This window comes from Bacillus sp. JZ34, from assembly GCF_053903205.1.
Map to the genome: position 1 here is coordinate 3,642,819 of NZ_CP096403.1, position 26,845 is coordinate 3,669,663.

Here is a 26,845-nt window from a genome sequence, read left to right on the forward strand (position 1 = left end):
TTCAACCAACAAGTGGAAAAGAAGTGTCGAAAAAGTGTTTGAGGAGGCGGCTGAAGTGGCTGACAGCTATCGCGGGGACAAGCGGATTACAAAATCGAAAACAAATTTAAAAAAAGCCTTGTTTGAACTGCTTGCTGAAAAAGAATGGGGAAAAATCTCTGTACAGGATATTACGCAACGGGCAAACTTGAATCGAACGACATTTTATCAGCATTATCAAGATAAATACGATTTGCTTCATCAAAATATGAGAGACATGTTTGAAGTAATGAAAGAGGATATTTTTTCGCCGCTTGATATATATTGCAGCGGGGAAAAGCCTGAAGCGTACTGGTATGTGCTGCGCTTTTATCAGCATTTACAACAGAACTGCGATGATTTTGCGATTATCATCAACAGAAGATATGAGCTGAACATTAAGGAGCTGCTCAATGATTTTTGGAATGACAGCTTTTTGACGGGAATCAAAAAAACGGCAGCTGCCGATACTAACCGCTCAGTGCCTCTTGATATCCAGCGGCGATTTGTGATTTCCGCCTTTGCAGGCACAGCCGCATGGTGGCTTGAAAACGGCATGCCTTATCCGCCCGAATTGATGGCTGAATCGTTGATTAAAATGATCCAAAAAAATTGACGGCAAAAAAAGAGACAAAACGGGTGCTTCCGCTCTGTCTCTTCACCGGTTATTTCTGCGCTGCCTTGAGCGCACGCGCGCCGATATCCGTCCGGTAAAACAGCCCCGGTTTTCTTACTCGTTCCACCGCTTGATAGGCTGCTTCCCTGGCCGCTTCAAACGTCTCGGCAAACGCCGTGACATTGGCGACGCGGCCGCCGTTTGTCACAAACTGACCGCCGCTTTTTTTCGTGCCAGCGTGAAAGACGACGGTCTGTTCCATATCAGGCTCAAGCATGCCGATCGGCGTGCCTTTTTCATAGCTTTCCGGATAGCCGTCAGATGCAAGAACAACGGTGACTGCCGCCGTATCCTTCCACTTCAGCTCCACTTCTTTGTCCGCGAGGAGGTCAAGCAAGACTTGTACAAGGTCTGATTCAAGACGCGGCAGTACGACCTGGGTTTCCGGATCTCCGAATCTCGCGTTGAATTCGATCACTTTTGTTCCTTTTTCGGTCAGCATTAAGCCGGCATACAAGACTCCCGTAAACGAACGGCCTTCTTTAACCATCGCTTCGGCCGCCGGCTCCAAAATCGTTTTAACGGCGTCTTCAACGACCGCATCCGAAATCTGCGGCACCGGGGAATATGCGCCCATTCCCCCTGTATTCGGGCCTTTGTCTCCGTCAAATGCCCGCTTGTGATCTTGCGCGATCACCATCGGATACACTTTTTCACCTTTGACAAAAGCCATCAGCGAAAATTCTTCACCGTTCAAAAATTCCTCGATAACGACAGAGGCGCTTGCATCGCCGAACTTTTCATCTTCTAAAAAGTCATGCAGACACTGAACCGCATCTTCGGCTGTCATCGCGACTGTGACGCCTTTTCCAGCGGCAAGCCCGTCAGCTTTGATGACGATCGGAGCGCCTTTTTCCTCAACATACGCCTTTGCTTTTTCAAAAGATGTAAACGTTTCGTATTCTGCTGTCGGTATTTGATATTTTTTCATCAGATCTTTGGCAAACTGCTTGCTTCCTTCAATCACCGCTGCTTTTTTCGACGGACCGAACACCGGAAGGCCCGCTTCTTCAAATGCATCAACAAGCCCTTCGATTAAAGGGACCTCAGGACCGACAATCGTCAGTCCGATATTGTTTTCCTTTGCGAAAGCGAGAAGCCCTTCGTGATTGCCTTCGTCAAGATCAACGAGTACGGCGGTCCCGGCCATTCCGTCATTGCCGGGCGCCGCATATACAGTGCCGACAAGAGGGCTTTGCGCCGCTTTCCAGGCGAGCGTGTGCTCCCTGCCGCCTCTGCCGATAATCAATACGTTCACGCTGGTCACTCCCTTAATGTTTGAAATGGCGGATTCCGGTGAACACCATCGCGATCCCGTATTCATCCGCTTTTTGAATCGAATCTTCATCACGAACCGATCCGCCCGGCTGAATGATCGCCGTCACACCGGCTTTAGCCGCTTCTTCGACCGTATCAGGCATCGGGAAGAACGCATCTGATCCGAGCGCGCTTCCTTTCGCTTTCCCGCCGGCTTGCTCAATTGCGATTTTCGCGGAGCCGACTCGGTTCATTTGTCCAGCGCCGACGCCGATCGTCATATCGTCTTTTGCCAGGACAATCGCATTCGATTTGACATGCTTCACAACTTTCCAAGCGAGCTTCAAGTCAGCCCATTCCTGTTCGGTCGGCTCTCTTTTCGTCGGAATTGTGATGTCGGCGTCGTCAAAACCGTGCATATCCAGATCCTGAATCAAAAGCCCGCCTTGAACAGATGTCAGCTGCTTTTCGTTTTTCACAGGCTGATTGACATCAAGGGTCAAGAGGCGAAGGTTTTTCTTGGATGTTAAAATATCAAGCGCTTCTTGGCTGAATGCTGGCGCGATGATGATTTCCAAAAAGATTTTGTGAAGCGTTTCAGCCGTCGCTTTATCCACTTCCCGGTTCAAAGCGATGATGCCGCCGAAAATTGACGTTTCGTCAGCGGCGTATGCTTTGTTAAACGCCTCTTCGATCGTGTTGCCCGTCCCGACGCCGCAAGGGTTCATATGCTTGACGGCAACCGCAGCCGGCTCCGTGAACTCGCGGACGATTTGAAGTGCTGCATCCGCGTCTTTGATATTGTTGTAAGAGAGCTCTTTTCCGTGCAGCTGTTCAGCTGAAGCGATTGACCCTTTGACAGGGAGCGCACTTTGATAAAAGACTGCTTCCTGATGCGGATTTTCGCCGTAGCGGAGCGATTGCTTTTTCTCAAAAGTGACGGTGAACTGTTCAGGCTCTTTTTCGCCGGTTACCTTTGTTAAATAGTCAGCGATCAACGCGTCATACGCTGCCGTGTGGCGGAACACCTTCGCTGCCAACTCGCGTTTTTTCTCAAGAGAGACGCTGCCGTTTTCTTTCAAGTCGTTCAGTACAGGGCTGTAGTCGCGGGGATCGACGATGACCGCCACGTCCTGGTGGTTTTTCGCTGCTGCGCGAAGCATGCCTGGACCGCCGATGTCGATATTCTCAATCGCTTCTTCGAATGTGACGTCTTCTTTAGAAACCGTTTCTTTAAACGGATATAAATTAACAACGACAAGGTCGATCGGCTGAATTCCCTGTTCATTGAGCTGCGCCATGTGTTTTTCGTTGCCGCGGACGGCAAGAAGCCCGCCGTGAATATTCGGATGAAGGGTTTTCAGACGGCCGTCCATGATTTCGGGAAAGCCCGTCACTTCAGAAATGCCGATGACGTCAACGCCGTTTTCCTGAAGAAGTTTGCTTGTGCCGCCTGTTGAAATCACTTCTACGCCAAGCTCTGTCAATTCTTTTACAAAAGGGACAATGTTCGTTTTATCTGATACGCTGATTAATGCGCGTTTGATCGTCATTCCTTTTCACCTCTGCCATTTAGTTCAAGAAGCTCTTTGATTACTTCGGGATAAAGCTCATGCTCCAATTTGTGTATCTTTTCTTCAAGAGATGCGAGTGTTTCGCTTTTTTCAAGCTCGACGGCGCGCTGGGCGATAATCGGACCGGTGTCCATGCCTTCGTCAACATAGTGAACCGTGATGCCCGCCACTTTCACACCCGCTCTGTACGCCTGTCCGATCGCGTCGATGCCGGGAAACGCCGGCAGGAGCGACGGATGGATGTTGATGATTTTATTCCGGTAAGCCGACAGAAGCGTATCGCCGATCAGTCTCATGTACCCCGCCAGGACAATCCATTCTGCTCCGTGGAGGCGGAGCTGTTCAACGATCACTTGTTCAAAAGCTGCTTTATTTTCGAACGATTTCGGCTGGAATGCGAACGATGGAATTCCGGCTTTTTCAGCTCTTTCAAGCACTTTCGCATCGGGCTTGTCACAGACGACAAAAACGATTTTGGCATCCCAGTTCTCTTCTCTCATTCTTCTTGCGATCGCTTCAAAGTTCGTTCCGCTTCCTGATGCAAATACCGCGAATTTTCTCATGAAAGACCGGCACCGCCAAACTCAACGCCGCTTCCGGCTTTCACTCTGCCGATGAGATAGGCTTTTTCACCGTTGTTTTCGAGCGTTTGAATCACGTCTGTCATATCCTCTTCTTTCACCGCAAGGACAAACCCGATTCCCATATTGAAAACATTGAACATTTCCTCGGACTTCAGGCCGCCTTTCTCCTGAATGAACGGAAAGACAGGAGGGACGGGCCAGGAGCCGATGTCGATTTCAACACCGAGACCCTCAGGCATCATGCGCGGCAGGTTTTCAATAAAACCGCCGCCGGTCACGTGCGCCATGCCTGCGATTTTACCTGATTTCACCGCTTCAAGGACAGGCTTGACATAAATTTTCGTCGGCTCTAAAAGCTCTTCGCCAAGAGGCCGTTCAAAAGGTGTATACGTCTCATCAAGGTTCAGACCGGCATCTTCAAGAAGAACTTTACGAACGAGAGAGAAGCCGTTGCTGTGAAGTCCGCTTGAAGAAAGTCCGATTAAAAGGTGCCCTTCGCTGATGTTTTCGCCCGTGACGATGCCATCTTTTTCAGCGGCTCCGACCGAGAACCCGGCAATATCGTATTCATCCTCTGTATAAAGACCCGGCATTTCCGCCGTTTCTCCGCCGACTAGCGCTGATCCTGACTGTACACAGCCTTCTGCGACACCTTTTACAATTTCTTCAATTTTGACGGGGTCGGCTTTTCCGACCGCAAGGTAATCAAGGAAGAACAGCGGCTCCGCTCCTTGAGCGAGCACATCGTTGACACACATAGCGACGGCATCGATGCCGATCGTGTCATGCTTGTCCATCGCAAAAGCGAGCTTCAGCTTTGTGCCGACACCGTCCGTTCCCGAAATCAGAACCGGCTGTTTGTACGGCAGTTCTGACAGGTCAAACATGCCGCCAAATCCGCCAAGACCGCCCATTGCGCCGATTCGCTTCGTTCTTTCCACATGTTTTTTCATTCGTTTTACGGCTTCATATCCGGCTTCAATATCAACCCCGGCGTTTTTATAGCTTTCAGACAACACAATCCACTCCTTATTCCGCGCTTGTCCATTCGTAATATTCAAAATCAAAAGAGCAGCCGCATCGCTTCTGCTGCCCTTTATTCATTTCAGGAGGCGCGGCGCTTCAAGAGCGCCGGCCGGTTTATTTTGTCAAAACGGCTTCTTTCACGTGAGGAAGAACCGTATCCTGATAAATCTCGGTCGGGTATTTTCCTGTAAAGCAGGCCATGCACTGCCCGCAGTTTTCGTCTTCATACTGTCTTCCGATCCCGGAAAGGAGTCCTTCAATGCTCAAGAATGACAATGTATCGGCGCCGATTTCCTGACGGATTTCTTCCACTGAATGGGAGGACGCGATCAGTTCTTCATGCGTTGATGTGTCAATTCCGTAAAAGCACGGATGGGCAATAGGCGGGGAACTGATTCTGACGTGCACTTCCGTCGCTCCGGCTTCGCGCAGCATCGTCACAATTCTGCGGCTTGTCGTGCCTCTCACGATAGAATCGTCCACCATGACGACGCGCTTGCCTTCAACGACCCCGCGGACGGCTGACAGCTTCATTCTCACGCCCTGCTCCCTGAGCGACTGTGACGGCTGAATGAACGTTCTGCCGACATAGCGGTTTTTAATCAGTCCGAGTTCGTAAGGAATTCCCGTCGCTTCGGCATAGCCGATGGCCGCTGAAATGCTTGAATCCGGAACCCCTGTCACCACATCTGCTTCAATGCCTGATTCTTCAGCAAGCTTTTTACCGAGATTTTTTCTCGCGCTGTGGACATTAATGCCGTTAATATTACTGTCAGGCCTTGAGAAATAAATGTACTCCATGCTGCAGATCGAACGGTTGATGTTGATGGAGAACCGCTCAGACTTCATGCCTTCATCATTGATGATCAGCATCTCGCCCGGTTCTACATCTCGCAAATATGTCGCGCCGACCACATCAAACGCGCACGTTTCAGAAGCGACGACGTACGCGTCGCCGAGCATTGCGACAGATAGCGGTCTGAGTCCGTTCGGATCAAGCGCCACGATCATTTCCTTTTCCGTCATGATCAGGAAAGCATAAGCGCCTTTCAGCATGGAAAGAGCGTTTTTGATCTGATCTTTCAGCTCGAAGTGGCCGCTTCTTTTAATTAAATGGGCGAGCACTTCCGTATCAGAAGACGTTTGAAAAATGCTGCCCTGGTTTTCAAGCTGCTGTTTCAGCTGAGTGGCATTCACTAAGTTTCCATTGTGCGCAAGCGCAAGGCTGCCGTTGTTTTGCGAATGGAAAAGGAACGGCTGGACGTTTTCGAAGCCGCCGCCGCCCGCCGTTGCATAGCGGACATGGCCGATCGCTCCTTTTCCTGTCACCTTTTTGAGCTCGCCGTTTTGAAAAACTTCAGTAATCAGCCCCTGGCCTTTGTGGGCAGACATTTTTTCGCCGTCTGTCGCCACGATGCCGGCACCCTCCTGGCCTCTGTGCTGAAGGCTGTGAAGGCCGTAGTACGTAATTTGCGGTGCTTCTTCATGCCCCCAAATCCCAAATACGCCGCATTCTTCATTTAAGCCTTTGATTTCAGCAAGCATGGGATAGCTCCTTTCCATGCGCTTTCGAGCTCTTCTGTCTGCGCATGAATCCATTGTTGTCCTTCCTGGCTTTGAACAGACAGCGCGCTGTCTGACGTTACTTCGCCGATGAGCTCGGCGTCTTTGACAAGCTTTTCGAACGCTTCTTGATGCTCTTTTTTCACAGAGACGATAAACCGTGATTGTGTTTCGCTGAATAACAATGCAGATTCGCCTGCAAGCGTTACATTGGCGCCGAGTCCTTGAGAAGATATGACGCTTTCCGCCAGCGCCACGCCGATGCCGCCTTCTGAGACGTCATGCGCGGACTGCACGAGCCCTGTGCGGATCGCTTTCAGAAGCGCTTTTTGACGCGCTTGTTCGACTTCCAAGTCGATGGCAGGCGCTTTGCCGTAAATCTTTCCTTCGGACAGTTTTTGCAGCTCGCTTCCGGCGAACTCAGGGAATGTTTCGCCGATGACATAAATCAAATCGCCCGCTACTTTAAAGTGCTGTGTCGTAATATGGTCTGTATCTTCGATCAGTCCGACCATTCCGATGACAGGCGTCGGGTAGATCGCGCTTCCGTTTGATTCGTTGTAAAGAGAGACGTTTCCGCCGATGACCGGTGTGCTGAGCACGTTGCACGCCTCGCTGATCCCGTCTGCCGCTTTTTCGATCTGCCAGAAAATCTCCGGCTTTTCCGGATTCCCAAAGTTGAGGTTATCCGTAACGGCAAGCGGTTCTGCTCCGGAGCAGACGATATTGCGGGCCGCTTCCGCGACAGCGATTTTCCCGCCTTTTTCCGGATCGAGGTACAAGTAGCGGGCATTGCAGTCCGTTGTCATGGCAAGCGCCTTTTTCGTGCCGCGAATCCGCAGGACGGCTGCATCAGAGCCCGGTGCGACAACCGTGTTCGTCCTGACCATGTAGTCATATTGGTCATAAACCCATTCTTTGCTCGCAATAGTCGGCTGCTTTAACAGCTCGAGAAGCGTTTCTTTCGCATCTTCGACTTTTGGTGCAGGGACGTCTGTTTCAAGGAATTCTTTATAATAAGCCGGAACTTTTGACGGCTTATGGTAAACCGGCGCTTCCTCTGCAAGCGCATCAACCGGAAGATCGGCAACCATTTCCCCGTTGTGGAAAAGGCGCAGCATCTTGTCGTCTGTCACGTGACCGACAGCCACAGCTTCAAGATCATACTTGTCAAAAATATCGATGATCTCTTGTTCGCGGCCGCGTTCGATGACTAAAAGCATGCGCTCCTGAGATTCGGAAAGCATCATTTCGTACGGCGTCATCCCTGTTTCGCGCTGCGGGATCAAGTCAAGGTTCATCTCGATGCCCGATCCGGCTTTGGATGCCATTTCCGCGCTTGAACTTGTCAGTCCTGCCGCACCCATGTCCTGAATACCGACCAAGGCGTCTGATTTGATGACTTCCAGACACGCTTCAAGAAGCAGCTTTTCCATGAATGGATCGCCGACTTGCACAGCCGAGCGTTTTTCTTCTGATTGGTCAGACATTTCCTCTGAGGCGAACGTGGCGCCGTGGATGCCGTCGCGCCCCGTTTTCGCACCGACGTACATGACCGTATTGCCGACGCCTTTCGCCTGCCCTTTTTTAATATCTTCATGGTTGATCAAACCGACACACATCGCGTTGACAAGCGGATTGCCTTCATAGCAGCTGTCAAACTGAACTTCACCGCCTACGGTCGGAATGCCGATGCAGTTTCCGTATCCGGCAATGCCCGCGACTACTTCTTCAAACAAGTACTTCACACGCGGTGAAGTGAGTTCACCAAACCGGAGAGAGTTCAAAACAGCGATCGGACGCGCGCCCATTGAAAAGACGTCGCGGATGATGCCGCCCACACCTGTTGCAGCTCCCTGATAAGGCTCAATCGCTGACGGATGGTTATGCGATTCGATTTTGAAGACAACCGCCTGATTGTCGCCGATATCGACGATTCCTGCGCCTTCCCCCGGCCCTTGCAGGACGCGTTCGCCTTTTGTCGGGAACTTTTTCAGGATCGGCTTGGAATTTTTGTAGCTGCAGTGCTCTGACCACATGACCGAAAAAATCCCGATTTCCGTATAGTTTGGAAGCCTTCCGAGAATCGATTCAATCATGGCAAACTCGTCATCGCTGACACCCATTTGCTGATAGAGCTTCTCTTCCTTAATTTGTTCTTGACTTGGTTCAAGCAGTAGCGACATGAGTTTCCCTCCAATTTTTCACGATAGATTGAAACAGTTTAAGACCGTCGGCGCTTCCGAGCAGAGAATCGACTGCGCGTTCAGGGTGAGGCATCATGCCTAATACATTGCCTTTTTCATTGACGACGCCTGCAATGCCGGCGACGCTTCCGTTGATATCCGTTCCGTATGTGAAAGCGATTTGGTTGTTTTCTTGTAATCCGGCAAGCGTTTCTTCATCACAGTAGAAGTTTCCTTCGCCGTGCGCGACCGGAATCGTGATGGATTCGCCTTTGCCGTAGGAAGATGTAAAAAGCGTTTCATTGTTTTGGACAACCAGTTCAACCGGACGGCAAATAAATTTCAAATCTTTGTTGCGTCTCATCGCGCCCGGCAAAAGACCGAGCTCCTGCAAAATTTGAAAGCCGTTGCAGACGCCGAGCACCGGCTTCCCTTCTTCAGCCGCTTTTTTGACGGCCGGCATAATGTTTGCGAAGCGGGCGATCGCGCCGCATCTTAAATAATCCCCGTATGAGAATCCCCCCGGAATGAGGACACCGTCATATTCATCAAGACTTGTTTCTGTATGCCAGACGTATTCAGCTTCTTCGCCAAGCTCATCCTTGATCGCGTGGAACATATCGATATCGCAGTTTGAGCCCGGCAGCACAATCACCGCAAATTTCACTGTGCGACAACCTCCTCGACTTCGTATCTGTAATCTTCAATCACCGTGTTGGCCAAAAGTTTTTCGCACATTTCTTTGACGAGAACGTCAAGGTCGCGGTCCGATTTTTCAATTGTGAGCTCCATGTATTTGCCGATGCGGACGTCCTGAACTTCTTTGTAGGACATGCTGTGCAAAGCATGCTGAACGGCGCTCCCCTGAGGATCTAAAACACTCTCTTTTAAGCTGACATACACTTTCACTTTGTACATATTACATGCCTCCAAGTCTTTTGAATATTTCTTCGTATGCATCCGTCAATCCGCCCAGGTTTCTTCTGAACACATCTTTATCAAGCTTTTCATTCGTTTCTTTATCCCACAGCCGGCACGTATCCGGGGAAATCTCATCGGCCAGCAGGACCTCGCCGTCTTTATCGCGCCCGAACTCAAGCTTGAAATCTATCAATCTGACACCGCAAGCCGCGAAAATCGTCTGCAGCTCTTCGTTTACCTGTCTCGTAATCGATTTGATTTTCTCCACCTGTTCAGGCTCAGCCGCGTTTAAAATCCGGATATGGTCTTCTGTGATCAGCGGATCGCCGAGCGCGTCATCCTTGTAGTAAAACTCGATAATCGGCTGCTCCAGCTCCGTGCCTTCCGAAATGCCGAGCCGTTTGGACATGCTTCCCGCAACGACATTGCGGACAACGACTTCAAGCGGGATGATCGTCACTTTTTTAATGAGCTGCTCCGTTTCTGAAATTCGTTCAACAAAGTGGTTGTTGATTCCCTTCTCGTGAAGCCTTGTGAAAATCAGGCTGGAAATTTCGTTATTTAAACGGCCTTTTCCATCAATCTCGGCTTTTTTTTCTCCGTTAAAAGCCGTCGCCGAGTCTTTGTATTCGACAAACAACGTGTTGTCATCATCCGTCAGGTATATCTTTTTCGCTTTTCCTTCATATAAAAGTTCATTTTTCACAATATTCACAGAAGGCCTCCTAACCCGAATGTTGGAAATATTTCATCTTTTAGACCCCCGCCTGTTAAAGCGGGCGGTCGATTCTACGCTAAGCCTAAACGTTCAAAAATGTAGTCGACGTTTTTCAAGTGGTAATTGTAATCAAAGCAGTCGTTAATTTGTTCCGGAGACAGTCGGGACGTAATTTTTTCCTCAGCCTCGACAAGCTGGCGGAACGGCACTTGTTTCTCCCATGCTTCCATCGCTTTCGGCTGAACAGTGTCATACGCTTCTTCACGCGCCATGCCTGTATCAATGAGAGCGAGAAGAACGCGCTGAGAGTAGATCAATCCGAGTGTACGGTCCATGTTGCGCTTCATGTTTTCAGGGAACACGGTCAAGTTTTTCACAATGTTGCCAAAGCGGTTCAGCATGTAGTTCAGCGCGATCGTCGCATCAGGCAGAATGATGCGCTCTGCTGATGAATGCGAAATGTCGCGTTCATGCCAAAGCGGTACATTTTCATAGGCGGTCAGCATGTAGCCGCGGATGACGCGCGCCATTCCCGTCATGTTTTCCGAACCGATCGGATTGCGTTTATGCGGCATGGCAGAAGAACCTTTTTGGCCTTTTGCGAAAAATTCTTCGACTTCGCGGGTTTCGCTTTTTTGGAGGCCGCGGATCTCAACGGCGAATTTCTCGATGCTTGTCGCAACTAGCGCCAGTGCAGCCATATAATCGGCGTGGCGGTCGCGCTGCAGCGTCTGTGTTGAAATCGGCGCCGGTTTTAAGCCGAGCTTCTCACATACGTACTGCTCGACGAATGGATCGATGTTCGCGTACGTTCCGACTGCGCCTGAAATTTTACCGACTTCGATGCCTTCTTTCGCCTGCTTGAAGCGTTCCAGGTTGCGCTTCATTTCTTCATACCAAAGGGCGAGCTTCAAGCCAAATGTCGTCGGTTCTGCATGCACGCCGTGTGTGCGTCCCATCATGACCGTATATTTATGTTCCTTTGCTTTTTCTTTCAAGATGTCAACAAATCTCTCAATGTCCTTGAGCAAAATATCGTTCGCCTGTTTTAATAGATAGGAAAGAGCTGTATCGACCACATCTGTTGATGTCAGTCCGTAGTGCACCCATTTTTTCTCTTCGCCAAGCGTTTCCGATACGGCGCGGGTAAATGCGACGACATCGTGGCGCGTGTCCTGCTCGATTTCAAAGATGCGGTTGATGTCAAACGACGCTTTTTCCCGCAAAACCTTCACATCTTCTTTCGGAATGACGCCGAGCTCAGCCCAAGCTTCACAAGCCAGTATTTCAACCTCCAGCCATGCTTGGAATCTGTTTTCATCCGTCCAAATCGCAGCCATTTCCGGTCTTGAATAACGTTCGATCATTGTTTTCGTCCTCCATCTCTTTCAATCCACTTTTCTGTCAGCTTCCCGATCCATTCATTGTCGGGTGTTCTTAAAAATGTGATATGCCCCATTTTGCGGCCCGGTTTGACTTCATGCTTTCCGTATATATAAAGCTTCGCTTCTTTTAATAGTTCGGGATCTTCTTCAGCCATGTACACTTCATCTCCGAGAAGGTTTACCATCATTCCTTCCTTCAGAAGGTCCGTTTTGCCGAGCGGCAGTCCGCAGACAGCACGGATATGCTGTTCAAACTGGCTCGTTTCGCAAAGATCAAGGGTGTAATGGCCGGAATTATGCGGCCGCGGCGCTAGCTCATTGACGAGAAGTTCGCCGTCTTCTTTCAGGAAAAGCTCAACGGCCAGTGTTCCGACAAGCTGAAGCTTTTCGGCAAGCCTGAGGGCAAGTGCTGCCGCTTGTTCCTGAACCGCTTCATCGGCCCGTGCCGGGACGATGCTCTGGAATAAAATATTTTGTTTATGGATGTTCTCTGCCGCCGGAAAAACGGTTGTCTCTCCGTGAACCGATCTCGTCACGATCACGGACAATTCCATTTTGAAAGGAACCCAGCTTTCCAAAATGCATGTGCCGTGCCGTAAAAGTGCTGCGGCTTCCCCGATTTGTGCTTGTTGTTTCAGGACGTACTGCCCTTTTCCGTCATACCCGCCGCGGCAAGTTTTCAGCACCGCCGGAAGACCGAGCTCCGCTACTGACGCTTCCAGTTCCGTCCGGTCGTGAATGATTCGGTACGGGGCGACTTTGCAGCCCGCTGATTCAATCGCTTTTTTCTCGGTTTCCCTGTTTTGCGTAAGGAGCAACAGCTCGCTCCCTTGCGGAAGGTAAGCGTGCTCTTTCAGCCAGTTCAGCGCATCATAATCGATGTTTTCGAATTCATAAGTAATCACATCGCTCGCTTCGGCAAGCTTCCGTATCGCTTCGCGATCATTATAAGCAGCCGTAATTTCAAGGTCTGCGACCTGTCCGCACGGTGATGAAGGGACAGGGTCAACAACAGCGACTTTATAGCCCATTTGTTTGGCCGCGACCGCCATCATTTTGCCAAGCTGTCCGCCTCCGATAATGCCGATTGTCGCTCCCGGAAATATCGTTTGTTTATACAAGCTGATCACTGCTTTCCAACACGGTTTTTCTGATGCTTTCCCTTCGTTCATCCAATCTTCCGGCAAGCTTTTCGTCAAAAGCAGACAAAATCTGCGCCGCAAGCAGTCCGGCGTTGACCGCTCCCGCTTTGCCGATGGCAACGGTCGCAACGGGTACACCGCCCGGCATTTGAACGATTGAAAGCAACGAATCGAGACCATTCAGCGCTTTTGACTGAACCGGCACACCGATGACGGGCAGCGTCGTTTTGGCTGCGACCATTCCCGGCAGGTGAGCGGCTCCGCCCGCTCCGGCAATGATGACTTTCAAGCCTCTTTCCCGCGCCGTTTCGGCATATTCGAACATTAAATCAGGCGTCCGATGTGCGGAGACGACCTTTTTTTCGTACGGAATTCCCAGTTCATCGAGGATGCCGCAGGCATGTTTCATCGTTTCCCAGTCAGATGTGCTTCCCATGATAACACCAAGAAGAGGCTGCATATCTTTTTGTCCCACCTTTAGCTGTTATTCTTCGCATATAAAAAGCCCGGCATGTATTGCATTTGTAGGAAGCAACACAAACCGGGCATGGCGCGTGTATCGTCAGTTAGTCCGCTTCTCGCGATCTCCATGTCAGTTTATTGTCCACTTTCCTGCATAGTCCGATGATTTACGGTCATCGGGTAGAGACTTATGGGCCATATTCCCAAGATTATATGAGGATGTGTTTTCATGTCATGTTTATCTTAACAACGGACTGTGATAATGTCAACGACATTATCGAACGATAGTATATTTTGTTGTTCTAATGTTCGGGTTTAGAGTAATTTCCCTTCGAATATAATTTTTCTTCCGCACGGAACAACCTGAATCGTTCCATTTTCCTTTGTTTCTTTGAAGACCGGCTCCTCCATTCGACGCACCGGTGTATAGCCTTCTTCCTGCATCTTCGTCAACACGGATTCGATCGTTTCGCCTTCCGTTACTTCAAAGCGCTTTTTTTTCGGCTTTGTCATTATTCTTTAATTCTCCTTTTCTTTACGGCTTTCACCCAGAATCCGCCGTGTATCGTCTTCGGTTCATAGGAAATGATAAATGCTTTTGAATCGATTGATTTAATCGTTTCGTACAGCTGCAGTTCGTATTTTCTCGGCGTCAAAATCTGCATCGCCGTTCTGTCTCCCTCAAGTCCGCCGACGACCCAGTGGGTGACGCCGTAGCCTTTTTCCCTGAGCTGTTTCGGCAAATCCAAATCAAGCTCTTTCGTAATGGCGTTAACGGTAATATAGCCCAAAGCGAGCTTTTCTTCAATTTTCGTGCCGACGATGATTCCGATTCCAAATCCGACCGCGTAAGCAATCACGTTTTGGATTTGATTTAAATTATCTAGAACGAGCCCCAGCCCGACGACGTAGACAAGCATTTCGATTGTCCCGATAAAAGCGGCGAGATACCGCTGGCCTTTAAGAGTCAGTATCATTCGAAGGGTTAAAAACGTTACGTATATAATATTGATAACCAGAATAATTCCAACCATGATCACACCATTCAATAGTGCTGAGTGAAGCAATTGAAATCCCTCCTTTAGATGCAAAGCAATCATATTCTACTAGAGAAATTCTCCATACACAATCCTGTAATGGCCCTGCTTCACCACAAAATTTTTCGACATTGCTCACTCCCATCAGTTTACCCTTTTTCTACCGGTTTCAAAGCATTGAAACGCAATTAAAAAAGACGTTCAAATGAACGTCTTTCAGAGCTGGTGCTTATGATCCCGCTGACGATCTCCAACGGATTCGCTCAGTTTGCGGTGCTCCTTTTCCAAATCGCTCAGCGTGTATGACGAGAGGTCTTTCAAATTGTCCAGCCGCCCTGATTTTGCAAGCTGCCTGATTAAATACTCCTTTTTTTGTTTTACAGCTTTTCGAAGAAAGTTAGCCATCGATCACTCCCCCATCTTATTGGTTAAAATATATATTATTCTTATGAGTCAAATCAGAATTAATGCGGAGAAAAAACCGGTTCTTCAAGAAGAACCGGCAATATCTCCTTAAACAGGAATAAGCGACGACAACAAGTATCCGCCTACCAGCTTCCATGTTGCCGCAACGAATACCAATTCAAGCAAAAAGACGGTAAACACACAGTACATCAGGTCAAACCGCGCTTTTTCGCTTTTTTCATAAATCGATTGAATCAGCGTAAAAGTCCCGAATGTCAATCCCATAAAGATGACGATCGAGAGAATCACCGTCGCGGCCGTGAAGTTGATAATCGCGAATATCATCCACAAAGCGGCGGGGACGATAAACGGAACCAATAGAGAACCGTACTTTGCCGTGATATCGAAAAATGAAACTTTATACCTGAGCATAAAATTCGATACAACCCAGCTCGATGCTGCCATCCAAAACATGAAAGCCATGCAATAGATAAACACAACCAAAAACACTTCCAGGAACGGCACTGACACGCCGAACCCGAGAATTCTCCCCCTGCCCGCAAGCAGCTGATAAAAGTTGCCGAGCGAAAAGAAAACGGCTAAAAGCGTCATTGAAATAACGGAATACTTAAAATAAGACCGGTCAAAATCAAGTGCGCTGCGCACCGGGGATTTTAAAATATCGAGCACAAAGCTGAAATAGCGGAACAAAGCGGCAATCACGCTCTCCATCACCGATTTGACTTTCGCCGCAGACGGATTCGTCTCCTTGCTTTTCTTCGCTTTTTTCCGGGAATTCCTCGACATCCTCGAAGCAGGTTCTTCTATATCATCTTCATTTCGTTTGTGATGTTCTTCAATCATATAAGCAACTCCTATTCTATTCAAAAGCTTTACATAAATGAAAAGCACTTTTATAAATTACATAAGCTGTGTGAAACAGTCAAGACAAACCTCTTTTTATCATAGATGCGGCAGCCCTTATATATGACGAAAAACGAAGGCGGAAGGTTCCGTTTTTAATGATTTGAAAATAAAAAAGGCTTGTCCAAATGAACAAGCCTTTTTTGCACAGCACACCTTATTTCAAGAAAATGAAATAAAGAATGAATACAACAGCCAATCCGTACATAATCGGATGGATCTCTTTTGCTTTGCCTTTAAAGATCATCGTGATCGGGTAGAAAATAAATCCGATCGCGATTCCGGTGGCGATGCTGTATGTCAGCGGCATCGCGATCATCGTGAAGAATGCGGGCACCGCAATCTCAAACTTCGTCCAGTCGATTTTGTTGAGATTCGCCACCATCAGCACGCCGACGATGATTAAAGCAGGCGCCGTCACTTGCGAAGTGATAACGCTGAGGACAGGCGAGAAGAACAGCGACAGCAAGAACAAAACGCCTGTTACGATCGCCGCAAAACCGCTTCTCGCTCCGGCCGCTACCCCGGCACTTGACTCAACATAAGCGGTCGTAGTCGATGTACCAAGGATCGCTCCGGCAACAGTTGCGGAAGAATCGGCAAGCAAAGCCCTGCCAGCGCGCGGCAGTTTGTTATCCTTCATCAAACCGGCTTGTGATGCAACCCCCACCAATGTACCGGCCGTATCAAAAAAGTCGACGAATAAAAACGTTAAAATAACGACAAGCATCTGCACCGAAAAGATATCGTGAAGGTGGATAAAGGCTTGTCCAAATGTCGGTGCAAGGCTGGGAACAGCACCGACAATTTTGTCAGGAACATCAATCTGACCGAAGATCATGCCGACAATCGCCGTGAGCAGCATACCGAAGAAAATGCCGCCGTTCACGCGCAATACCATTAAAATGACAGTAATGATCAGTCCGAAAACAGTCAAAAGAACGGGACCTGAATGAATATTTCCAAACGACACAATGGTATCCGGGTTGGATACGACGATTTTGGAACCCTGCAAACCGACGAAAGCAATAAACAGACCAATTCCCGCACCGACAGCCATTTTTAGCTCATAAGGAATCGAATTGATAATTTTTTCCCTCAAACCGGACAGCGAAAGAGCGATAAAAATTAGTCCGGAAACCATAACGCCGGAAAGGGCCGTCTGCCATGGAATCTGCATGTTCAGAATAACGGAGAATGCAAAGAATGCGTTAAGCCCCATTCCGGGCGCAAGGGCGATCGGATACTTCGCAAGAAGCCCCATGATAAAACAGCCGACAGCTGCTGAAACCGCTGTTGCCGTAAAGACCGCGCTTTGATCCATTCTCAATGCATCCGGGAAATTTTCCACCGACGCCAGAGAAAGGGTAAGCGGGTTGACGATCAAAATATATGCCATGGACAAAAATGTGGTAAGTCCGCCGATCATTTCTCTCCGATAGTTTGTACCCAATTCTTCAAACTGAAAGTAACGCTTCAAAATGGTATACTCCTCTCGTTTGTCTGTCGCTTTTATTGTTTCAAAAACCTTTGCTTTTAAACAAAAAACGCCCCAATTGGCGGGACGCTTGACTACGGCATATTTCATACTGAAAAAATGTTTTTTTCACGGACAAAATATTGTATACAAGCGTAGTCAAGCTATTTACGGTAGCTTGGTAGAAACTTATGGGCCATATCCCCATGATTATACGACAAGTCTTTTTTGAATTACTATACTATTGTAGCAATATCTAACGCTGAACACAATACAAAAAAACGAACATTAATGATTTTAATGTTCGTTTCGTTCGTTGTTTTTTCCAGATTCTGACCGTGGTCTGCAGCGGGTTAATTCCCTGTTTTCTTCAATTCAATCAAGTGCACCTTGTGATCATTGAAATAAAATTCAAGCACCACGTCTCTTTTTTTATCCTGATATTGTATTCCGGTTTCATACCCTTCGACAAACCAAAGCTCTTTATATTCTTTTCCATATACCACTGTTTGAAGTGTATCGTTGATTTTGATGCCTTTTGCAATAGTCACGGTTTGAGCGGAAGAAATATTGAACAATAGCACAATTTTCTCCTGTTTATCTATTTCTGCTTTTACGCCTGACATATTTTTGGCTTTATATTCCACAACCCCTGTTCCACTTTTTACAAATCGATGGTCATTTTTAACGCTGTCGCCGATTTTTAAGCCTGCAATACTCTCGTTTTCCAGACTGACGGATGTAAAGTTCACCGTTGCAGCAAAATAAAAAATGAACGCAAGTACGGCGAACAGACAGAGGACGCCTGATAAGGCCATTCGGGAAATTATTTTTTTCTTGAGCAGAAACAGAGCTGTTGCGGTGATGAAAGCAATGAATATAACTGATTCCTCTCCCAATAAAAAACGCCCCAGCCTCATAAAGGCTGGGGCATTTGTCTTATTCCCACTCGATTGTTGCAGGCGGCTTGCTCGTAATGTCGTAAACCACACGGTTAATGTGCTTCACTTCATTGACGATCCGTGTCGAGATTGTCTCAAGGACATCCCAAGGAATTCTCGCCCAGTCGGATGTCATGCCGTCAATCGATGTCACGGCGCGAATGCCAATCGTATAGTCATAAGTTCTTGCGTCTCCCATGACGCCGACGCTGCGGATATCAGGAAGAACAGTGAAGTATTGCCAAATATCTTTTTCAAGATCAGCTTTGGCGATTTCTTCGCGGAGAATCGCATCTGATTCGCGAACGATTTCAAGCTTTTCATCAGTCACTTCTCCAAGAACGCGGATGCCGAGGCCTGGCCCCGGGAACGGCTGGCGCCAAACGATTTCGTCAGGGATGCCGAGCTCGGTACCGAGCGCACGCACTTCGTCTTTGAAGAGCGTATTCAGCGGTTCGATCAGTTCAAACTGCATGTCTTCCGGAAGTCCGCCGACATTGTGATGCGATTTGATCGTCTGAGCTGTCGCCGTTCCGCTCTCGATAATGTCGGTGTAAAGCGTTCCCTGTGCAAGGAAGTCAATACCTTTCAGTTTTTCCGCTTCATCGTCAAACACGTAGATAAACTCATTACCGATGATTTTACGTTTTTGCTCAGGGTCTGAGACGCCTTTAAGCTTGTTCAGGAAGCGGTCTTTCGCATCAACTTTGATCACGTTCATGTTGAAGCCTTCACTGAACGTCTTCATCACGCCTTCCGCTTCGCCTTTTCGAAGGAGCCCGTGGTCTACGAAAATACAAGTGAGCTGGTCGCCGATCGCTTTATGGATCAAAACCGCAACGACAGAGGAGTCAACCCCTCCGCTCAAGGCGCACAGCACTTGCTTGTCGCCGACTGTTTCACGGATTTTTTGCATTTCAATCTCAATAAAGTTTTCCATTGACCATTCGCCGGCACATTCACAAACACCGAAAACGAAGTTTTTCAAAAGGTCGTTTCCGTATTCTGAATGGCGGACTTCCGGATGGAATTGTACGCCGTACCATTTCTTATCCTTCTTGCTCATTGCTGAATTCGGGCAATGATGGCTTGTCGCATCAACGGTAAAGCCTTCTGGAACTTCAACAACTAGATCACCATGACTCATCCAGACGACCTGTTCGTTTGGAAGATCTTTAAACAGATCCGGTTCACCCTCGATATGAATGTTCGCTTTTCCGTATTCGCGCTGGCTCGCAGCTTCTACTTTTCCGCCAAGGTAATGCGTCATCAGCTGCATGCCGTAGCAAATGCCAAGAACAGGGATATCCAGTTCGAAAATCTTTTCGTCGCAGCGGAAAGATCCTTCGTCATAAACGCTGTTCGGACCGCCGGACAAAATAATTCCTTTCGGATTCATTTCTTTAATTTCCTCTGCCGTCAACGTATGAGGATGCAATTCACTGTATACACCAAACTCACGAATGCGGCGGGTAATCAGCTGGTTGTACTGACTTCCAAAATCCAACACAAGAATCATTTCATTTACTAACTTCGTCATGGTGTCACCTCTTTATCAAATTGTCTTTTTGCACAGAAAAAATGGCGGCAGACACAAGGCCGTCCTGCCCCCATTCACGGGACAAGGCCCGGCTTGTCCGATAGATAAGCCGCCGAGCCTGCCAGCAAGAATATATAAGGGTTTTTAATATTCATTTATTCTAACAATACGACTGAAAGCGGTCAAGACTATCTCTTTTTAATTAAATTTTCCCATAACTCCGCCGAATCATTCCACAGCTTTGCGGCGTCTTCCTTTCGATACAAAGCCCGTTCATATTGCCGGGTCAAAGCTGTCATTTCACCGTTTTGAAAGCGTTCATCAACCGTCTTCGCAAACTCGCGCAGCGTCTGTCCTTCTTCTTTTTGCATGCCTTGGCGCTTCAGCTGGCGGAGCAGCTCTTCGTAAGCTTTGAAGAAAACCGCGCCATCACGCCGTTTTTTCAGCCTGTTGATGATGATGTGCGGCATCCATTTTGCCCTTGTAAAGTAAAGCACCGCTGTCAACGCCAGCAACAGACCGAGTACGGCCGCACCAGTCAAAAGGGTACGGTCTGCATCCCCGCTGCCGGCATGAGAACCGCCATTGGCATCACGCTTTGTCTGAGGTTCGGGCTTCTCTTTGTTGTCTTGTTCTTTTACATCCTGCGAACGCTGACCTCCGTCGTTTTTCTTATCATCTTCTTTTTTATCAGAAGCCGCGCCAGATTGCCGGCCGCTGGACTCTTCAACGAGCTGCTCCGGATTTAAAAAGCCTTTCGTCGGTTCAAACGTAACCCAGCCTTGTCCTTCAAAGTACACTTCAACCCAGGAATGGGCATTGTTGTTTGTCACCTCGTAAATCGTCCGTTTCCGGTCTGCCGTCGTTCCTGCATATTCACCGGATGTATAGCCTTTCACCCAGCGGGCCGGTATTCCGGCCGACCGCAGCAGCACGATCATAGCTGTGGAAAAATTGTCGCAGTAGCCGATTTTCGTCTCAAATAAGAACTGATCGACATAATCCTGCTCTCCTTTAGGAACAGCCACATCTTCCGTTTCATAAGAAAACTCGGAAGAACCGAGATACTTCTCAATCGCTTTCGCTTTGTCATATATATTATCTTCGTCTTTCGTTAAATCGTGCGCCAATGTTTTCACGCGGTCGGGAAGGGAAGTGGGAAGCTGTAGATACTTCTCATGGCTTCTGCTCCATTTTCCCTCCGACTCAAAGCTGACCTTCCTCAGCTGATCAACATCAAAGACGGGTGATTTATAGGTGGCCGAATAGCTTTCCAGGTTCTGAATGTCCGCGCCTGTCTTGCCGGCCGGTTTTATTTTCTCTGTGTTTAAGTTCATGCGGAGCGGCACAAAGAAATTGTTGAGCTTGATTTCAGTCGTCCCAATCGGATACAGGACGTGATCGTACCGATAAGCCGGATCGATATCGACGATCGCTTTGCGCGTTTCGGTCTTCACGCCTTCGTCGTACCACTGGTAATCCAGCTCACCCTTGTCAAGCTGGATGGACGCGCCCGTTTTTTCGTCTTCAATCCAGCCTTTACCTGTATAGCGGCTTTTCGTTTCCACCCTGAAATAGCTTCGTTCATTTCCCTGCCACGTAAATACCCATGTATCGTCTTTTGAAAATGGCCCGCCCAATGCCTCATCATTCGTTCCATAGCCGACTTTGCTTTTGCCTGAGGAAGCAAAATCGCCTGTCGCAGCCGTCTGCAGAAACGGCACCGGATCAGGCCAGACGGGATCGGCTTTCGGCGAGACCGCGCCGATGCAAACGGCGGCGGCAGTCATCAATAAGAGCGGTGTAAACCATATGGCAAACCGCGATCTTGAGGATTTTAACGCTTCTGATTCCCTGATCCGTTCCAAATACAGCAGGCCGAGAAGCAAAAAGCCGATCAGCACGATCCGGACGATCGCATATGATGCGTCAAACGGCGTAAATGTATCGATCACCGCGATATAAACAACGGTCATGATAAAAAAGAATAAAATTCTGCGCTGATAGATCACCCAGTAATGCAGCAAGTATACAAGCAGCCAAAGAAGGACGTAAAAGAGCAGCGTCCGAAACAACGGCGACATATCCCGCCACATGCCGGAGAAAATATAGGAGAAATTTTGATTTAAATCCTGAAAAAGCAGGGCAATCCATGAAGGTGAAAACACCGATCCTTCGTAAAAAATCGTGTGCAGCGCAAACAGAACGAAGCCAAGGCTGACCGGAAATCTGATAAACCAAGGGACCTTAAAAAATGTAAGCAAGAATACTAAGGCAATAAACAAAATAAAAAAGACGGTGTGCCCCGTATCGGTAAAATACTGCAAAGGACGCAGCCATTCCCACAGCAGCAAAAAGGTTAGGACATAAAAAAGCAATAAACCGAAACTGTTTCTTTTTCCCCCGGACAACATTTTCTCACCTCGCTTCAGCAAAACCCCGGGAAAAATGTTCCCCGTAAATGACGTTCACTTCAATCCCCCGCGCTTTTAATTGTTGGACAGCGGCGCTTTCCTCACTTGAGAGAGCTCCGCCTTTTTTCTTCACCAAACAAATGACGGGCAGTCCGCTGGAGAGCGGTTTCTTCAAAACCTGCACCAATTCGTTGGTGATCCGGCTTGTCACAATATATTTAACGGCTTTTCTCATATCGGGATGGCCAAATTCCCCCTCCAGCAGACTGTGAAACGGCTGGACCGCATCGCAATCGGTAAGCGCCAAGTAGTAAAACAGCTTTCTCAGATGCTCCTCCCCTTGCCGAACCGGGAAGACATTCCGCTCTTTTCCTGTGGAAACAAGCCCTGCATTCATCCCGCTCCTCATGGCAGAACGAATGATAGAAGCGGTAAACGCGACGATCTCTTCAAAAGCATCAGAGGGAGACTGATCCATGAAGACGAGCAGGTCATCCCCTTTCGTCTGCTCAAATTCCTTCGTCATCAGCTGGCTGCGCCGTGCTGACGTCTTCCAGTCGACCCATGCAAACCGGTCGCCCGGCTGGTATTCCCTGATACCTGATGCCAGTGTGCTGTCCTTTCGGCGAAGCTCTGAAACGCGGCCTGCATGTTCATCATAAGAGCTTCCGCTGGCGCGGAAAGTAATCTCTTGATAGGAAGGCGGAACGAGAAAGGAGTCTTCCAATTGAATCTCGCATTCTCTTTCCAGCAGTCCGAGCGGATCACCTGTGCGGACCCTGATTTTTGCTAAACGGTGGTCTCCTCTCGGGACCGAATTGATCGTGTACGTCATCTTAATTTCTTTTTTAAACCAAGGAAAGAGAAACTGTTTGGCTTCTGCCGAACGCCCGTTTCTCCCCAGCGAATCAGGCAGACAGTCTTCCACGATCATAAACATGATCGGAAAGGGCCATTTTCTCTTTAGCACGACAAAAGCCTCCAATTGATCACCGGCTTTATACTGCCCGCGGCTCAGCCTCCGCTCCGCTGTCATGTTCTTCAGCGGATAAAAGGCAAGCATGAAAGCATAAAGCACAAAGGGAAGAAATGAGTAGAACAAAAACCAGCTGACAAATCCCCCTTGAAACATCGCATAGCAAAACGTTGAAGCAAACAGAAGAAACACGATAAACAGCTTCCATCCGTACTTCACAAGACCGATGCGCTCTCTCATCAGTTGCTCATCGGCCTTCTGACCGGAACTTCCGTTTTTGACATAATGTCCTGAAGAACAGCTTCAGGCCGCTTTCCTTCAAATTTCGCCTCTGACCGTAGAATCATTCTGTGTGCAAGGGTAAAAGGCGCCAAATACTGAATATCATCAGGAATGACATAATCACGGTTATATAAAAATGCAAACGCCTGAGCAGCCTTCATCAAGGCGATTGAGCCGCGCGGACTCACGCCGAGATAAACGGCGGAATGACTCCTCGTTTTTTGGGCGATCTCAACAATGTATTCTTTAATCGCAGCGTCTACATACACCTTTTCAGCCTCTTTTTGAAATGCGGCAAGCTCTTCTTTCTCTATGACAGGCTCAACTTCCTCAATCGGGCTGCGGTTTTCCTGAAGATCGAGCACTTGAAGCTCTTCGCGCACTGTCGGATATCCCATTCTCAGCTTGAATAAAAAGCGGTCAAGCTGAGCTTCCGGCAGCGGATATGTCCCTTCATACTCGACGGGGTTTTGTGTGGCCATTACAAAAAAAGGTTTTGAAAGCGGCATTGTCACTCCGTCTACTGTCACACTTCCTTCTTCCATCGCTTCCAGAAGCGCCGACTGCGTTTTCGGCGACGTTCTGTTGATTTCATCTGCGAGAATGATATCTCCCATAATCGGGCCTGAACGGTATTCAAATTCCAGTGTTTTCGGATTATATATGGAAACGCCTGTTACATCTGAAGGCAGTAAATCTGGCGTAAACTGGATTCTCTTAAATTCAGCGCCGGTTGACTTTGCCAGGGCGCGAACCATCATCGTCTTTCCGACGCCTGGAACGTCTTCCAGCAGGACGTGTCCGTTTGCAAGAATGGCAGTCAGGCTTAAAACGGCAATATCTTTCTTTCCTACCATTACTTTGTCAATATTATCAGCTACTTTTCCCAAAACGGGATGCAGCGTTTCTTCGTATGCCATCCTCTTCCTCCTCATTGCTGACGAATCGAATTTATTTAACTTTACCATAAACGATGTACTCTCAGAAAACAACTAACTGGAGGAAAATAGAGTTTTGTCTTTTTTTATTTCGAATTTCAGAGTGAAAAACAAAAAAAGCGGTCAGTGACCGCTTCTTATTTTTCTCCAGATGGCTCGATGTGAACATGGGAATGAACGATCGAGTGTTCCTCCTGCATTCTTCTCTCAATTTCATCGGCGATATCATGGCTTTCTGCAATGTTGAGGTCGGATCTCACTTCCACGATGATTTCCACGTGGATGGTGCTGCCCAAATAACGCGCTTTAACATCTTTGATTTTGCCGACGCCGGGAACTTTCCGAATCGTTTCTTTATACGTTGAAATATGTTTAATATCGAATCCGTCCGTCAAAGAATGGGCCGCCTCTTTAAAAATCCCCCAAGCCGTTTTGCAGATGATCAATCCGATGATAAATGCGGCTGCCGTATCGACCCAGGCAAGGTTAAATTGCGAAGCAAAGATGCCTGCGAACGTTCCGATGCTGACATAGGCATCCGATTTATTATCGGCGGCGGCTGCATAGAGGGCATGGCTGTTTACCTTTTTTGCCAGCCTTTTATTGTAGAGGAAAACCAAAAACATCACGACGGCACTGCCTGCCGCCGTCCAAGCCGCAATCATGTCCGGTGTCGTTTCTTTCGGATTAAACAGCATTTCACCCGAGCTGTACAGCACCTCAAGACCGACCACCATCATGATAAATGAAGCGATCATCGAGGCGATCGTCTCAGCGCGGAAATGTCCGTACGGATGGTCTTCATCAGGCGGCTTCTGAGAAATCCTGAGGCCGATCAGCACCGCTACTGAGGCAATAATATCTGTTGTATTGTTCAGTCCGTCGGCTCTGAGGGCTTCGGAGTGAAATAGAAGGCCGACGGCCAATTTAACAGCCGACAGTACAATGTAAGCGATGATGCTGACCCATGCCCCGGTTTCACCTTTTTTTAATTCATCATACCGTTCCATAAAAAGCTTCCTTTCCCATCCGTGTTTTCGCTTTTAATCATACAAAGCAAAACTTGAGTGAGTCTATAGAAACATGATTCACTTCTTGCAGAAATATAGTCAGAGTAGAACTTTTTTTATTTAAGGAAACAAATTTCAGTTGGGTCAAAACCGGTAAAACCCGCTCTGTATAAGGATTTTGCGAAAACCTCAATTTATTCACGCTGCATAGGATTAAAAGGTCGGTATCTTCTTTCTGAATATTTTTTCTTTAGTTCCCCTGCATGATTCTTCTAAAAAACATTAAACAAACCCAAAATTTAAACGATATTAAAAAAAGTCGAAAATAGTCCTTAAAACTCTGACAATATAAAATAATAGTAAAATAGTCACGAAAAATATATGGACTTTTTTCCTTTTTTGGATTAATATGTTTTAGACATTATGACATAGCTTATAAGGGGGACATTACATGTCAGAACAAACGAATTTTCAAGCCCCTGTCAAACGTACAGCAGAATTTGTACTGGGGTTACTAGGCGGTATTTTCGGGATTTTTGCAGGATTTTCAGGTTTATTATTCGGAGGATTAGGCGCCGCTTTAGAAGCGGATGGCGCCGGAGAAGTTATCGGATCATCCTGGGCGGTTATTTTGCTGTCTGCACTGGCCATCGTCGGTGCATGTATCGTAAAAAAACATACTAAATTAGCGGGTACTTTTTATATCGCGGCTGCAATAGGAGGAACTGTCGGCGTCAGCCTGGCATATATCGTTCCGCTTATTCTGCTATTAATCGGCGGATGTAAAGCATTGTTCAGCGGCGAGAATAAAGGCCTTGTCTTTAAAAAATGGTGGTTCTATGTCACGATTATTGGATCCATCGTATTCGTCATGATATTCGCTTCAAGCGGCTCTTCTTCTCAAGAAAGCAAATCGTCCGGTAGCAGTGCAAAGACGACAGCCGCAAAAACTAGCGAAGAAAAAAGCAATGACGATGCCAAAGAAGAAAAAACTGAATTTGGTTTAAATGAAACAGCTGATCTGGATGGCACCCAAATCACAGTGACCAACGTTAAAAAATCGATGGGCAATAAATTTATCAAACCAAAAAAAGGTAATGAATATGTAATTGTAACAGTTAACATAGAAAATAAAAGCGATAAAGATATTTCTTACAACCCGCTTGATTTTCAAATTCAAAACGAAGATGGACAAATTACGCATAATACTTATGCACTTTCAGATGATAACCAATTATCATCTGGAAATCTGACAAAAGACGGTAAGGTTTCTGGAACTATCGCTTTTCAGACAAAAAAGAGCAAAACATATAAAGTTATTTTCACTTCTAATTTTTGGAATGATGAAAAAATCACTTTTAACCTTCAATAATTCAAAAAAACTTGCAA

25 protein-coding genes, 1 pseudogene and 2 riboswitches are annotated in these 26,845 nt (G+C 47.7%); of the genes and pseudogenes, 3 read left to right on the plus strand and 23 right to left on the minus strand.

Annotated features, from left to right (window positions below):
- The first annotated feature begins 55 nt into the window (after positions 1–55).
- Positions 56–634, plus strand: coding sequence for a TetR/AcrR family transcriptional regulator (locus M1D90_RS18540; RefSeq protein ID WP_456282957.1), 579 nt, complete (start codon positions 56–58; stop codon positions 632–634).
- Positions 635–683: 49 nt separating this feature from the next.
- On the opposite strand, the gene purD is transcribed toward M1D90_RS18540, so the two are convergent.
- From purD to M1D90_RS18655, 23 genes are all read right to left on the minus strand, one after another.
- Positions 684–1,952, minus strand: coding sequence for a phosphoribosylamine--glycine ligase (purD, locus tag M1D90_RS18545; RefSeq protein ID WP_456282958.1), 1,269 nt, complete (start codon positions 1,950–1,952; stop codon positions 684–686).
- Between the two features lie 13 nt (positions 1,953–1,965).
- Complete coding sequence (gene purH, locus M1D90_RS18550; RefSeq protein ID WP_020450442.1) at positions 1,966–3,504, minus strand: bifunctional phosphoribosylaminoimidazolecarboxamide formyltransferase/IMP cyclohydrolase; 1,539 nt, start codon at positions 3,502–3,504, stop codon at positions 1,966–1,968.
- The gene (purN, locus tag M1D90_RS18555) at positions 3,501–4,088 is read right to left on the minus strand and encodes a phosphoribosylglycinamide formyltransferase (RefSeq protein WP_456282959.1); all 588 of its coding nucleotides are present in this window, start codon (positions 4,086–4,088) and stop codon (positions 3,501–3,503) included. The genes purH and purN overlap by 4 nt, the downstream gene beginning before the upstream one ends.
- Complete coding sequence (gene purM / locus M1D90_RS18560) at positions 4,085–5,125, minus strand: phosphoribosylformylglycinamidine cyclo-ligase (protein WP_456282960.1); 1,041 nt, start codon at positions 5,123–5,125, stop codon at positions 4,085–4,087. Before purM ends, purN begins: the two co-directional genes overlap by 4 nt.
- A 124-nt stretch (positions 5,126–5,249) precedes the next feature.
- A complete protein-coding gene (gene purF / locus M1D90_RS18565; RefSeq protein WP_023855588.1) occupies positions 5,250–6,680 on the minus strand; it encodes an amidophosphoribosyltransferase in 1,431 nt (476 codons plus the stop codon).
- The gene (gene purL / locus M1D90_RS18570; protein ID WP_456282961.1) at positions 6,656–8,884 is read right to left on the minus strand and encodes a phosphoribosylformylglycinamidine synthase subunit PurL; all 2,229 of its coding nucleotides are present in this window, start codon (positions 8,882–8,884) and stop codon (positions 6,656–6,658) included. The genes purF and purL overlap by 25 nt, the downstream gene beginning before the upstream one ends.
- Positions 8,868–9,551, minus strand: a complete 684-nt coding sequence (gene purQ / locus M1D90_RS18575) for a phosphoribosylformylglycinamidine synthase subunit PurQ (RefSeq protein ID WP_020450437.1) — start codon at positions 9,549–9,551, stop codon at positions 8,868–8,870. Before purQ ends, purL begins: the two co-directional genes overlap by 17 nt.
- Positions 9,548–9,802 (minus strand): phosphoribosylformylglycinamidine synthase subunit PurS, encoded by a 255-nt coding sequence (gene purS / locus M1D90_RS18580; RefSeq protein WP_003179532.1) that lies wholly within the window; start codon positions 9,800–9,802, stop codon positions 9,548–9,550. The genes purQ and purS overlap by 4 nt, the downstream gene beginning before the upstream one ends.
- 1 nt (position 9,803) lies before the next feature.
- Complete coding sequence (purC, locus tag M1D90_RS18585; protein ID WP_035337053.1) at positions 9,804–10,520, minus strand: phosphoribosylaminoimidazolesuccinocarboxamide synthase; 717 nt, start codon at positions 10,518–10,520, stop codon at positions 9,804–9,806.
- Between the two features lie 74 nt (positions 10,521–10,594).
- Positions 10,595–11,890, minus strand: a complete 1,296-nt coding sequence (purB, locus tag M1D90_RS18590) for an adenylosuccinate lyase (protein WP_020450435.1) — start codon at positions 11,888–11,890, stop codon at positions 10,595–10,597.
- Complete coding sequence (purK, locus tag M1D90_RS18595) at positions 11,887–13,029, minus strand: 5-(carboxyamino)imidazole ribonucleotide synthase (protein ID WP_456282962.1); 1,143 nt, start codon at positions 13,027–13,029, stop codon at positions 11,887–11,889. Before purK ends, purB begins: the two co-directional genes overlap by 4 nt.
- On the minus strand, positions 13,022–13,510 hold the full coding sequence (purE, locus tag M1D90_RS18600; protein ID WP_020450433.1) for a 5-(carboxyamino)imidazole ribonucleotide mutase: 489 nt from the start codon (positions 13,508–13,510) through the stop codon (positions 13,022–13,024). Before purE ends, purK begins: the two co-directional genes overlap by 8 nt.
- 136 nt (positions 13,511–13,646) lie before the next feature.
- A riboswitch (purine riboswitch) is annotated at positions 13,647–13,749 on the minus strand.
- A 78-nt stretch (positions 13,750–13,827) separates the two neighbouring features.
- Entirely contained in the window at positions 13,828–14,025 is a 198-nt protein-coding gene (locus tag M1D90_RS18605; protein WP_020450432.1) for an NETI motif-containing protein, read from the minus strand.
- Positions 14,025–14,546 (minus strand): DUF2179 domain-containing protein, encoded by a 522-nt coding sequence (locus M1D90_RS18610; protein WP_369878949.1) that lies wholly within the window; start codon positions 14,544–14,546, stop codon positions 14,025–14,027. The genes M1D90_RS18605 and M1D90_RS18610 overlap by 1 nt, the downstream gene beginning before the upstream one ends.
- A gap of 219 nt (positions 14,547–14,765) precedes the next feature.
- Positions 14,766–14,954 (minus strand): hypothetical protein, encoded by a 189-nt coding sequence (locus M1D90_RS18615; RefSeq protein WP_020450431.1) that lies wholly within the window; start codon positions 14,952–14,954, stop codon positions 14,766–14,768.
- A gap of 108 nt (positions 14,955–15,062) precedes the next feature.
- A complete protein-coding gene (locus M1D90_RS18620; protein WP_020450430.1) occupies positions 15,063–15,818 on the minus strand; it encodes a BAR domain-containing protein in 756 nt (251 codons plus the stop codon).
- A 217-nt stretch (positions 15,819–16,035) separates the two neighbouring features.
- Positions 16,036–17,358, minus strand: coding sequence for an NCS2 family permease (locus tag M1D90_RS18625; protein WP_035337056.1), 1,323 nt, complete (start codon positions 17,356–17,358; stop codon positions 16,036–16,038).
- Between the two features lie 133 nt (positions 17,359–17,491).
- Positions 17,492–17,593: riboswitch (purine riboswitch) on the minus strand.
- Between the two features lie 115 nt (positions 17,594–17,708).
- Entirely contained in the window at positions 17,709–18,254 is a 546-nt protein-coding gene (locus M1D90_RS18630) for a hypothetical protein (protein ID WP_219192611.1), read from the minus strand.
- 40 nt (positions 18,255–18,294) lie between these two features.
- A complete protein-coding gene (gene guaA / locus M1D90_RS18635) occupies positions 18,295–19,836 on the minus strand; it encodes a glutamine-hydrolyzing GMP synthase (protein WP_020450427.1) in 1,542 nt (513 codons plus the stop codon).
- A 188-nt stretch (positions 19,837–20,024) separates the two neighbouring features.
- Complete coding sequence (locus M1D90_RS18640) at positions 20,025–22,250, minus strand: DUF4129 domain-containing transglutaminase family protein (RefSeq protein ID WP_456282963.1); 2,226 nt, start codon at positions 22,248–22,250, stop codon at positions 20,025–20,027.
- Positions 22,251–22,254: 4 nt separating this feature from the next.
- Complete coding sequence (locus M1D90_RS18645) at positions 22,255–23,466, minus strand: DUF58 domain-containing protein (protein WP_456282964.1); 1,212 nt, start codon at positions 23,464–23,466, stop codon at positions 22,255–22,257.
- Positions 23,466–24,428 carry an AAA family ATPase gene (locus M1D90_RS18650; RefSeq protein ID WP_020450424.1) on the minus strand — a complete coding sequence of 321 codons (963 nt, stop codon included), beginning with the start codon at positions 24,426–24,428 and terminating at the stop codon, positions 23,466–23,468. The genes M1D90_RS18645 and M1D90_RS18650 overlap by 1 nt, the downstream gene beginning before the upstream one ends.
- 155 nt (positions 24,429–24,583) lie before the next feature.
- Positions 24,584–25,456, minus strand: a complete 873-nt coding sequence (locus M1D90_RS18655) for a cation diffusion facilitator family transporter (protein ID WP_020450423.1) — start codon at positions 25,454–25,456, stop codon at positions 24,584–24,586.
- A 451-nt stretch (positions 25,457–25,907) separates the two neighbouring features.
- Here M1D90_RS18655 and M1D90_RS18660 point away from each other — a divergent pair.
- Together M1D90_RS18660 and M1D90_RS18665 are read left to right on the plus strand one after the other, a co-directional pair.
- Positions 25,908–26,252 (plus strand): annotated as a pseudogene (locus tag M1D90_RS18660) (DUF4064 domain-containing protein); the annotation flags it as partial.
- Positions 26,247–26,828, plus strand: coding sequence for a DUF4352 domain-containing protein (locus tag M1D90_RS18665; RefSeq protein ID WP_409333864.1), 582 nt, complete (start codon positions 26,247–26,249; stop codon positions 26,826–26,828). The pseudogene M1D90_RS18660 and the gene M1D90_RS18665, both read left to right, overlap by 6 nt.
- Positions 26,829–26,845: the final 17 nt, after the last annotated feature.